Annotated in this window: 1 protein-coding gene and 1 pseudogene; both read right to left on the minus strand. The window is 64.6% G+C overall.

Annotated elements, in window-relative coordinates:
- Positions 1 to 672: 672 nt before the first annotated feature.
- Positions 673 to 10,941 (minus strand): autotransporter outer membrane beta-barrel domain-containing protein, encoded by a 10,269-nt coding sequence (locus tag C5748_RS25585; protein ID WP_210204480.1) that lies wholly within the window; start codon positions 10,939 to 10,941, stop codon positions 673 to 675.
- A 781-nt stretch (positions 10,942 to 11,722) separates the two neighbouring features.
- A pseudogene (locus C5748_RS25595) lies at positions 11,723 to 12,150 on the minus strand (TonB-dependent receptor); the annotation flags it as partial.

The following is a 12,150-nucleotide window of genomic DNA, read 5'->3' on the forward strand; positions in this document are numbered from 1 at the left end:
GTTGAATTTATACATCATTACTGGTTGTGTAAGATTTTGTAATTACAACTATTTTATATAATGTCCGTGGCGCGCAAGCGCAGAGATCCTCGAAGGCCACCGAGCGCGACCTGGCCCGCATTCAGGCGCGGGTCCGCCGTGCGAGAAAGCCACTTGCGGGCGCCGCCATAAGGCCAGGCGGTAGGCGCTGAGGCTTCGGGTTCGACGGCATGCACCAGCGTCGCCGCCGACGCGCTGAGCGCCGGTGAGACGGTCCAGACCTACAAGGATTTAGAGCGGGTGGAACGCGCCTTTCGTTGCCTGAAGACGGTCGATCTCGACATCGGCCCGATCCGGTGCGTGTCCAGCAACGCAAAACCCTAACCGGCGGAAAACACCGCCGGTTAGGGTTTTGCAGTCTCCGATCACTCGAACTTTGGATTAGAGCGGTTCCTGTTTTGATGGAAACGTCTAGCCATACACCATTCTGCTCCATCGGAACTGTGGAGATGACGAGGCATGGATTCCTGTGACAAGCACAGGAATCCATGCTCACCGATGCCGCGGTTGCTACGGTTGGAATAGGGTGTTTGCCACCGTCAAGATTGAGGAACGCCTGAACGCAGCGGTTCCGGTCTAAGCGGGCACCGCTGCCGTGGTGCTATTCCGATCAGCGCCCGGTTTGTCTGCCTGTCACCATCTGATGCGCATGCCGACATTGCCCGAGAGGATGTGGCTGTCGCCGAAACTGTCGATGCTGGTGCGGGCGAGCGCTTCGCCGTAGACGGAGTATCTGTTGTCGTCCCAGTTGTAGCTGCCGCCCAGCCCGACGCCGCCCCACAGCGCCTCGTTCTCGGTGACGAACCGGGTCGAGGCGACGTCGACGGTGGAGCCGTTGTCGAAGTCGTAATAGAGGTTGGCGAGGCCGTAGACATGCATGCGGCGGGTCTTGCCGAGCCGGTCCTGCCATTCGCGCTCATGATCGAGGGTCAGGCCCATGCGGCCGAGCAGGCTGTCGCCGTCGTTGAGCGTCACCGTGGCGTCAAAGCCGTCGGAGAAGCCGTCGAAGTCGACGCGCGACCAGGCGAGCTGCGCCTGCGGCGTCACCGACCAGCTCGGCGCGATCGGGATGCGCTTGCCGGCCTCGATCGACAGGCCGTAGCCCGTGCCGTCATTGCCGGAGACGAGGCTTTGTCCGGCGGTGGCGGAAGAAAGGTCGCTGTCATACCAGGTGGCGCGCGCCTGGCCGTCGAGATAAAGCCCGTCATTGCCATACCAGGTCAGCGTGCCGGCGAGACCATAACCGGTCGCGTCGATCTTGCCGTCGCCATGCGGCGAGGCGATGTCGGCTGCGATGGTGCCATAATGCAGGCTGACGCCGCCGATCAGCCGGCCGGTCGCGGTCTCGTAGAGCTGGCTGTCGACGCCGGCCTCGATCTTCCACACCGCGGCATCGTAATCGCTGGCGCTGGTCGAGCGCTCCGGCCGGTAGCGATGGTCGGCGGCCTGGATGCTGCCCCACACGCCGAGGCTCTGCCCCTTGGCGCCGTATTCCGGGGCGACCTCTTCGGACAGACCGTCGGCGCCCTGCGCCTCGATCGTCCAGGAGCGGTTGCCGAGGCGGTGCTGCAGCGTGTCGAGTTGGTTGAAGCTCTGCAGCACGCCGGCATAGGCCTCATAGAGCGGCACGCCGGCCTGGAACTGCGGATTGTCGCCTTCCAGAAGGCTGGAGCGCAGATACCAGTCGCCGTCATCGGGCGTGGTGAGGCCGTTCTGGTAGAGCCGATAGGCATAGGCGCCGGCGACCAGCGCCTGGTCGCCCTGGAAGGTGTAATCGCCGGCCAGCGTGAATTGGCCGTTGGAGGCGCCGTCGACCTCGACGAGGCGGATGCCATTATCGGTCTGCGCCCCGCCGCCGCCGGCATTGGTGACGGCGAGCGTCGTGGCGCCCGAAGTGGCGCCCTTGACATGCAGGCGGTCGGTCTTGGCATTGTCGCCCTCGAGCTTGGTGGTGAGCGCGACGATGCCGCCGTCCTTGGCCGCATAATCGCCATTGACGGTGAGGGTGGCGCCCGGGGTGGCGCCGCCGAGGCTGACCTTGCCGGCATTGGTGAGCGCGCCGACGCTCTGGTCATAGCCCCTGAGATCGAGCGTGCCTGATGCTCCGACATTGAAGGCGGAGGCCGGGCTGAAGACATTGGCCCGGCCTGCGGCAAGCGTGCCCGATTTGACGAAGGTGGCGCCGCCATAGGTGGTGGTGGCGGAGAGGATCAGGTCGGCCGCGCCTGTCTTGGTGAGCGCGCCTGCGCCGGAGACCAGGCCGGTCAAGGTGAGATCCTCGCCGGTCTGGAAGGTGCCGCCATTGGCGTCGAGCGTCACGTTGCGGGCGGTGGAGAAGGCCGCGGTGTTGGCAAGCGTGCCGCCGTCGAGCGCAAGCCCGCCGGATGCGGCGCCGAGATTGGCGTCCTTCGCGATCCGCAGCGTGCCGGCATCGACCAGCGTGCCGCCGGTATAGGAATTGGCGCCGGTGAGCACCAGCGTGCCGAAATCGGTCTTGGCCAATTGGCCGGCGCCGGTGAGTTCTGAGGCGATGGTCGCGATATAGGCGGCGCTGTCGTCGGTGTGCTCGCCGACACGGATGCCGGTGCGCCCGGAGGTCAGCGTGATGGCGTCGCCCTTTATCGTGTAGCCGGAGACGGCGAACTGCATGCCGGCGACGCGGATGGCGCCGAGGCTGTCGTCGACGGTGACCGTGCCGGGGGCGCCCATGAACACCGGAACGCTGTCGTCGGCATAGCCGGCGGTGACGGTGCCGGCATGGTTGGTCCAGTTGGTGTTGCCGGCCGCCGCCTGCCAGACGCCGGTGCCGCCGGCGGGGCCGTTGCCGGTGGGCACGCCGCCAGCGTTCCAGAAGCTCAGCGCCTCGCCGGCGGTATAGGCGAGATTGACGCGGCCGGCCACCGAGGTCTGCACCATGAACTGGTCATCGGGCATGGCGCCGAGCGTCAGGCCGCTGCCGGACAGCGCGCCGCCATAGCGGATGAGGCCGTAGATTCCGGCCTCGAAATCCTGGCCGGAATTGTTGGCGACGTTGAGCGTGCCGTTCAAGTCGAGATCGCCGCCGACCTCGATCATCAGCGCGTCATGGTCGCCATTGGGGGATTGGCCGTAGAGGTAATTGAGGCTGCTGCCGGGATCGAGCGCCAGGCTGCCTTTGATGGTCAGGGCGTTGAAGCCGCTGTCGCCGGCCACGTCCTCAGCCGTGAGATCGGCCCCGGCGGCGACGGTGACATCGCCGCCGATGGTGCCCTTGCCGGAGAGCGTGCCGGCATTGACCATGGTCGGGCCGGTGGCGGCCGACTGGTCGCCATTGACGTTGAGCCTGCCGGACGAGACCGTGGTCGCGCCCTTGTAGCTGTTTTTGCCGGTCAAAGTGGTGACGCTGGCGGGGCCGCCGGCCTGCGTCAGCGCGCCGGCGCCGGTGACGAGGCCGTCATACTGATAGGCGTCGGCGCGGTCGAAGACGAGCGTGGTGCCGCCGGCAAGCGCGACGCTGCCGGTGTCGCCGCCCAGCGTGCCGCTGCTGCCACCATTGCCGACATGCAGCGCGCCCGAGGCAACGTTGAACGTGCCCGCATAGGTGCTGTTGTCGGCGGTCAGGATCAGATTGCCGGCGCCGGACTTGGTGAGATTGCCGGGTGTGCCGGCGGGGCCGGAGATGCTGCCGGCGAGCGTCAGGTCGGCATCGGTCTTGAAGGTGGCGCCGCTCGCATTGACGGTGACCGACCGGGCGCTGGTGGTGAAGGCGGCGGTGTTCTCGAGCGTGCCGCCATTGAAGGTGAGGCCGCCGGCATCGGCGCCGAGATTGGCGTTGGCCTTGACCGAGACCACGCCGGCATTGAGGAACGTGCCGCCGCCATAGCTGTTGGCGCCGGAAAGCGTCAGCGTCGCCGCACCCGTCTTGGTCAGCGCACCGCCGCCACCGATGGTGCCGGTCAAGGTCAAATTGGCGTCGGTCTGGAAGGTGCCGCCCGCGCCGTTGAGGGTCACCGGACGGGCGCTGTCGATGGCGGCGCCTGTGTTGGCAAGCGTCGCGGCCAGGGCGGCGGTGCCTTCGAAGGTGATAGCGGTTGTAAGCCCGCCGCTTGCGTCGGCGCCGAGGTTCTCGTCCCTGGATATCTGCAGCGTGCCGTCGTCGATGAGGGTGCCGCCGGAATAGGTATTGGCGCCCGACAGCACCAGCGTGCCGACATCCTCCTTGACCAGCATGTCGGTGCCGGCAAGCACCGAGGCGATGGTCACGACATGCGAGTTGGAGGCGCCGGAGCGGTCGCCGACGATGATCGAGGTCTGGCCCGCCACCGTGTTCTCGACGCCGGTCGGATTGGCCAGCGTGATCGGATCGCCCTGGATGGTGTAACCATCGACGAGGAACTGCATGCCGGGGGTGGTGACGCCGCCCGTCACCGTCACGATGCCGGGCGTCGCGCTGAATATGGCAAAGAAGGACGCCTCATAGTGACCGTTGCTGTTGCCGTCAGTCATGGCCCAGTTGGCGCTCTCAGCGCCGGTCTGGGCCATCGTCCATTCGCCGGCGCCGCCGGCAATGGAGTTGGGGGCGCCGTGCGGATCCCACCAGTTGCGCTCGCCGACGCCCAGATTGACGAGATAGATGTTGTTCGGGACCACCCCCTGCTGCAAGGTGAGGCCGAATGGGGCGAGCGTGCCGCCCGCCTGCAGCGTGCCGGTCCTGCTGCCGGAATAATGGACGATGCCGTAGGCGCCGGGGCCGAAATTGTCGCTGGAGGTATTGGTGACATTGACCGTGCCGTTGAGCTCGACATCGCCGGTGACATCGACCATCAGCACGTCCTGGTCGAGATTGGGATTGCGGCCATAATCATATTGCAGGAAGCTTGCGGCATCGACGGTGAGCTTGCCGGTGATCGCCAGCCTGTTCTGGCCGTCGGCATTGTCGTCATAAGCGTGCAGCGTGCCGCCGCTCTCGACCGTCACGTCGCCGGTGATCGAGCCGCGTCCGGCAAGTACACTGGTGGCGCCGCTGACCGTCGTGGGCGAAGTGATCGAGCCGTTGACCTGCAATGTGCCGCCGTCGACCTTCGTCGGCCCGCCATAGCTGCTGGCGCCCGAAAGCGTCAGCTTGCCGGCGTTCGTCTTGGTCAGTCCGCCGGTGGCGCCGGTGATCTGGCCGGCAAACGCGGTATCGACGGTCTGGTTGAGCCTCAGCGTGCCGGCGCCGAGCTTGACCTCGCCGCCGGCGGTGCCGGTGGTGTTGCGCAGCGCGGCGAAGGTCATGTTGTTACCGCCCAGATCGGCGATGCCGCCATCGACCGTGAGCATGCCCGTGACGGCGCCGAAGGCGGTGGCGGAGCCGGCCTGCAGCGTGCCGTCCTTCACCGTGGTGCCGCCGGTATAGCTATTGGCGCCAGCGAGGATCTGCGTGCCGGCGCCGTCCTTGACGAGGCCGCCTGCGCCGGTGATCTGGCCGGAATAGGTGGTGCCCATCCCGGCGTCGATGGTCAGCGTGGCGGCGCCGAGCGCGACGATGCCGCCCGGCGTGGGAGCGCCGGCGAGGCCTGCCACCGTGATCGAATGGCCGTTGAGGTCGGCGGTGCCGCCATCGACGGTCAGAACGCCTTTGCCGAAGGCTGTGAGGGAGCCGGCCTTCAGCGTTCCCTGCTTTACCGCCAGCCCGCCGAGAAAGCCGCCATTGTCGCCCGACAGCGTCTGCGTGCCGGTACCGTCCATGACGAGGCTGCTGGCGGCCGTGCCGGTGATCTTGCCGGCATAATCGGGCGCGGCGGGGGTGGTCTGGTCGAGCGTCAGCGTGCCGGCGCCGAGCGCGACGGTGCCGCCATTGCCGGCAAGCCCAGCCACCTTGATCGCATGGCCGTTGATATCGGCGATGAGGGCATTGACCGTCAAAAGGCCGGTGCCGAAGGCGGTGTCGGAGCCCGCGATCACCTTGCCGCCATTGACCTTCAGCCCGCCCGAGAAATCATTGTTGCCCGACAGCGTCAACTCGCCCGTGTTGCCCTTGACGAGGCTGCCGGTGCCGGTGATCTTGCCGGCATAGCTGGTCGTGGCGGTCTGGTCGAGTGTCAGGATCGAGGGTGACGTCGTGCCGAGCGAAACCGTGCCGGCGCTGGCGCCGGCAAGGCCTTTCACCGTCACGTTCTTGCCGTTGAGATCGGCGGTGCCGCCATTGACCGTCAGCAGGCCCGCGCCGAAGGCATCGTCGATGCCGGCGATGAGTTTGCCGGCGGTGACCGTCAGGCCGCCGGTGAAACTGTTGGCGCCGGACAGCGTCAGGTCGCCAGCACCTTCCTTGACCAACGCGCCCGTGCCGGAGATGATGCCGGCAAAGCTGCTGGTGGTGCTGACGGCCTGATTGACCGTCAGCGTGCCGGCGCCGGGCGTGGCCGTGCCAAGCTTCACCGCGCCGGCCCCCGAGAGACCGGTCACCGTCTGGGCGAAATCGGCAAGATCGGCGATGGCGCCGGAGGCGACCGCGAGCGCACCGCCGCCGAATGCACCGGCGGCGCCAGCCGTCACCGTGCCGGTGTTCACGTTCAATCCGGAGAAGGCGTTGCTTCCATTGCTGAGGGTGAGCGAGCCGCCCGCGAAGGTGAGCGTGCCTGTTGTGCCGGTCATCTTGCCGGAATAGGTCGATGCGCCTGTCTGCGTGACCGTCAGGTCGCCCGCGCCGAGCGTGACCGCGCCGGCGCCCGAGAGCCCGCCGACCGACTGGTCGTGACCGGCGAGATCGGCGGTGGCGTTCGTGGCGACCGCGAGCGGGCCGGAGCCGAACGCCCCGGCAGCGCCGGCGATGACGGCGCCCTCGTCAACATTCAAGCCGCCCGTGAAGGCGTTGCTCCCATTGTTGAGCGTCAGCGTGCTGGTCCCGGTCTTGGTCAGCGCGCCGCCGCCGTCGACGATGCCGTTCAGCGTCATCGCGGCATCGGTCTGGAAGGTGCCGCCCATCCCATCGAGGGTCACCGCACGACTGGTGTCGATGGTGGCGGTGTTGGCAAGCGTCGCGACGTTGCCGGCGGAGCCGGCGAGCGTCAGCCGCTGGGTGGCCGGGCTCTGGCCAAGGGCGCCGTCCGCCGCGATCTCGATCGTGCCGTCCTCGATGCGGGTGCCGCCGGTATAGCTGTTGCCGGCATTGTTCAGCACCAATGTGCCGGCGTCGGTCTTGGTGATCCCGGTCGCGCCGGTCAGTTCCACATTGATGGTGGCCGTATGGACCGCATTCCCCTTCTCGCCGACATCGATCACGACATCGGTGGCGCCGCCGGTCGGCGCGAGCGTGAGCGTGTCGCCCGCCGTCAGGGGATCGAGGATATAGCCGTCGGCCATGAAGGTCAGGCCCCCGGCGCTGACCGCGCCCTTGGAGTTGTCGACCTGCACCGTGCCGCCGGTGGCCTGGAAGATGGCGGGACCGACATTGATCCACGGGCCGTTGATATCGCCGTTAATCTCGGCCCAGTTGGAGTTGGCGCCGGACCCATTGGCCTGCCACACGCCGGAACCGCCCGAGATGATGCGATCGTCCGGCGCGCCGGCTCCGTCCCAGAAATTGGCGCCAAGACCGGTGGTGTTGACGAGGTTGATCGCGCCGGCCACCGCCGTCTGCAGATAAAGCCCGGCGGGAATCGTGCCCTCCACCAGCGCCACAGTGTTGGTGCCGGTGGTGTTATACGTCATCAGCTCATAGACCTGGCCCGGATCGAAGCCGGAGCCATTCACGGTGAGCGTGCCGGCCAGGTTGACATTGCCGGTGACATCGATCGACAGGCCGTCGGGATCGACATTGGGCGTCGTGCCGAAATCATAGGTCAGGCTCGACCCGGCCGCCAGCGTCAGATTGCCGCCGACATCGAGCGAACGCCCCGCCGCCGGAACGTTCGTGGCCACCAGCGTGCCGCTCGATTCCACCGCCACGTCGCCGCCCAGCTTGCCGCCGCCGCCAAGTGTCGCGCCGCTCTTGACACTCGCCGCCCCCGTCCCCGTCTGGGTGCCATCGACATAAAGCGTGCCCGCCGAAACCGTCGTCAACCCGCCATAGCTGTTGCTCCCGGAAAGCGTCTGCGTCCCCGCTCCATCCTTGGTGAACCCGCCGGCGCCCGAGATGACACCGGCAAAGCTTAGGCTCTCCCCCGTTCCCGGATTGACCGTCAGCGTGCCCGTGCCAAGCGTCACGCTCGCGGCGCCTGCCCCTCCATTATCGACAAGCCCGGAAACCGTCTGGTCGAACCCGTTGAGATTGGCCGTCGCCCCGTCCAAAACCGTCAGCAGCCCGGAACTGAACGCCCCGGCAATCCCGGCCGTCACCGTGCCCGCGTTGACATTCAACCCGCCCGTGAAAACATTGGCGACGCCAAGCGTCAGCGTCCCCGCCCCAACCTTCGTCAGCGCACCGCTGCCCGAAAGCTGCGATGCAGCCGTCACATCGAAACCGTTGCTGTCAACAGTCATGCCACTGCTGGCACCGGTGCCATCAAGCACGAACTCGCCAGCCGCGAAGCCGCTGATGAAAATCGTGCTGGCACCGAGCGCCTTCAACGTGCCGTTGTTGAAGGTGACAGATTTGGTCCCGACGCGACCGACCACCGAAAGGGTTTCCAGCACGCCAGCCGAGTTGACGATGAGCGTACTGTCCGTATTTGTGCCAGACGCCAGATACGTTGCGCCAATCGTCACCATGCCGCCAGTGTCGATGGTGAGCGAACCGGTGCCGCCTCTGCCGATATCGAGCCACCCGGTAATATTCCATGCCGAGTCCTGCCCCGAGACGGTCGCATCGCCGGTGCCGGCTTCGTTTGGCTGGCTGCCGCCCAGCCAGGCATTGCCTGTGCTGTTCAGCACGCCGCCACTCTCGACCAACAGCGTGCCATTGCCTGATATCCGACCGATACCCGTGTCGCCAGCCTTGACATCGACAGTGGCCTTGTCGGAAATCGTCAGGGTGCTAGTACCCGCACTGTAACCGACGGTCAAACCGTTGCCGTTGATCGTCCAGTTCGAACCCTGATTTTTAACGGTGACATCGCCGTTGCCGGGTCCGACAAGGACATAGCCCGTGTTTGTCAGCGTGCCGCCGTTCTGGATGGTGACGGTGCCCTCCACACCAGCAGTGGCGCCGACAGCCATATTGCCACCAACGGTCACCGCGCCGCCGGCATTGGCGGCGCCGATGCCGCCGATGGTCAGTTCACCCTTGCCAACATTCCCGACAAGAAGATCGCCACCAACGCCCCATTTGGAGTTCGCTCCCGAGACCGTCGCATCGCCGGTTGCGGTGCCGGTCTGCCCTCCAATGTATCCGATCGTCGTGGTCGTGAGCTTGCCCCCGCCCGTAATCTTCAAAGTGCCGCTGCCAGTACCTTGACCAAGAATGGTATAGCCTGTGGTTGTCACCTCTCCATTGTCGAAAATGTTGAGGGTTCCATCGCCATCATGGCCAACGATGAGCGAGATGGTGTTGTTGAGCGTCAGCTTGGTGCCCGCGCCCGTGACGGTCGCGACGCTCGTTCCCCCTCCGCCGGCCACGACGCGGAACAAGCCGGCAGTTGTCACCTTGGCGCCATTCTGCATCGTGAAATCGGCCGTGTTTCCCGTACCCGGAGTGAGATAAACATGGCTCGACCCAAGGTCCAACGAACCGCCGTCAACAACGACAGTACCGCGATTCACATCCAAGGCGCCTGTAAACGTGCTGGCGCCCGTCAGCGTCAACGTGCCGGTGCCGTTCTTCGTCAGCCCGCCGGTGCCGGTGATAGCGCCGGCATAGGTGGTGTCGCTGTTTTGATTGAGCGTCAGCGAGCCGCTGCCGAGCCTGACCTCGCCGCCCGTACCGGCAAGCGCTGCGAAGGCCATGCTGAAATTGTTGAGATTGGCTATCGATGATCCCGTGTTGACAGTGAGCACGCCCGTCGCCAATCCGAACGACGTGGCAGTACTGGCGGTCACCATGCCGCCACTCACGGTGAGGCCTGTAAAGGTGTTGGCGGCGAGGAGGCTGAGAGCGCCATTGCCGATATGGGTCAGCACGCCGACACCGCTCAACTGCGAATGCACTGTAACGGTGCGCCCTCCCTGGTTGGCAATGGTCAACCCGCCGGCCATGATGTTCAACTCTCCGGCGCGGAAGTTGCTGATGCTGTTCGATGTTGCCGTGCCGGTAAATGACGCGCCGTCGAAATTGACCTGTGCGACACTGCCCGCGCCGCGTGTCAACGCATTGGTTGAAAGGTCGCTGCCGCCGCTGATATTGAGTATGGCGCGCTCGCTTGCTGTGTTCGCAAGGGTGAGTCCGCCGCCGACCTGCCAGGTCGACACGCCGGATATCGTGACCGTCCCGCCTCCGACTTTCCCGCCAATTCTGCCATAGCCATTCGTGACCAGTTTACTTCCACCTTGGATAAACAGCTTGGTCGTTGAATTGTCGTTTTGACCGATAACGGTAGTCCCGTTGGTCGTGAGCGAGCTGGCATTCTGAATGGTCAACTGACCTTGCCCGCTGCCGGGACCATCGCTGGCCATGCCGAAATTGTTGATCACAATAGTCTCGGCCGTGGTGGCGCCAAGCACCACTGGATTACCGAGAACCGACCTGATCTGCACGCTATCAGTGGTTGCCGGCACCCCGGCGGGAGACCAGTTGGTACCGGTCATCCAGTCTGTGCTCGTTGGGGATCCGGCCCAACTTTTTGTCCATGTCTGCGCCACCGCAGGCCTGGGCGTCATCGTCGCCAGGGCGAGTGCGAGCGCCAGCACCGATGTCGTCGCCAATGCGGCGCGGAAGTAGCGCGAGGTCTTGCCCGTCTTCGGGTCTAAAACTGCGCGCCGCCCGCCGTCCTGATGCATGCCGGTCTTGAATGCAAGTTGATCCGTATCGGCTATATTGCCGATTGGCGCCCCGATGATTTGCCGCATCATCCCCTCATCATCATATTCCAGCGCAATGCTGGTGCTGCCTAATTCAGTTCACGCACGAACCACAATCGAATCACAAAATATTGCTTTTTCAAGAAAAGCTATACTAGGCCATTTCCTTCCACAATATTAATATTGAAATACAATGATTCTGATCTGGTAGATTTGCATGAATAAGGATGTTTTTACATCATGATATGTAATATCTTACCGCTGCATCGACCGAGCATCTGATTGATATTGCTAGGTGATAACCACGACAGCATGTAATTTGCATCGATGCGCGGCTTTCAGGGAGTCTATCCCGGACAGTCCCCATATATTGATGGCTGTTATTCTTTCCCGCACAGCGCGGCGTTTTGGCAACTTTCATCGTCCACGCCTTGAGCCGGGGCCATGTCCTGACCACAGTGAGCAACCTTTGAGCCGCTTCCCGGTTTCATGGAATCGCTGGATTTTGAGCCATTGTGCGGTGGAGAGGGCGAGGCATGGATTCCGTCAAAAAGTGAACCGCTCCCAGAGCATTTCATATTGAATTGGCAACGCCGGGTGAGACAGGACCCCCCTCTGTCCTGCCGGACATCTCCCCCGCAAGGGGGGAGATTGGCTGACATGATCCTCAATGTCCATTCTGAAACATTTGCGATTGGTACTGAGCGTCCATGAAGGCTTAATCTCCCCCCTTGAGGGGGAGATGGCTGGCAAGCCAGAAGGGGGGGTACTGCCCCACCAGCGATTCTATTTAAAGATGAACCGCTCCTAGATTAAAGATGAACCGCTCCTAGAACTTCCCGATGATGTTGAGGAAGACGCCCTTGTCGTCGAGGGTGAGGTCTCGGAGGTCGTCGGAGAAGGAGCCAAAATTGTAGCCGGCGCCGATCTTGAAGTTGTCGCCGACATGGCGGTAGACGGCGACGAGCGCGCCGTAATCGGTGGTCTTGGCCTCGGGCATGTGCATGACGCGGCCCTCGAACAGCGCATCCCAGTTGCGCACGACGTGCAGGTCGGCGCGGATGATGCCGAGATGGGCGGAGGACGAATACCATTCGGAGAAGCTCTCGCGGTCGCCGTCGAGCAGCCGTTCGCGGACCTGGCCGTAGCGCATGCCGTATTTGCCGCCGACCGACAGCCAGGGCATCAGGTCATAGGTGAAGTCGGCCGACAGGATATGGCTGCGCTGCGCCGGGCCGTATTCGTCGCCCGTGATGG

The sequence above is a fragment of the Phyllobacterium phragmitis genome (assembly GCF_002980495.1).
GTDB lineage: Bacteria > Pseudomonadota > Alphaproteobacteria > Rhizobiales > Rhizobiaceae > Paramesorhizobium > Paramesorhizobium phragmitis.

Bases quoted from the DNA above. Each gene is read 5' to 3' on its own strand.
- C5748_RS25585 (WP_210204480.1), bottom strand. From the start codon at position 10,941: ATGCGGCAAATCATCGGGGCGCCAATCGGCAATATAGCCGATACGGAT.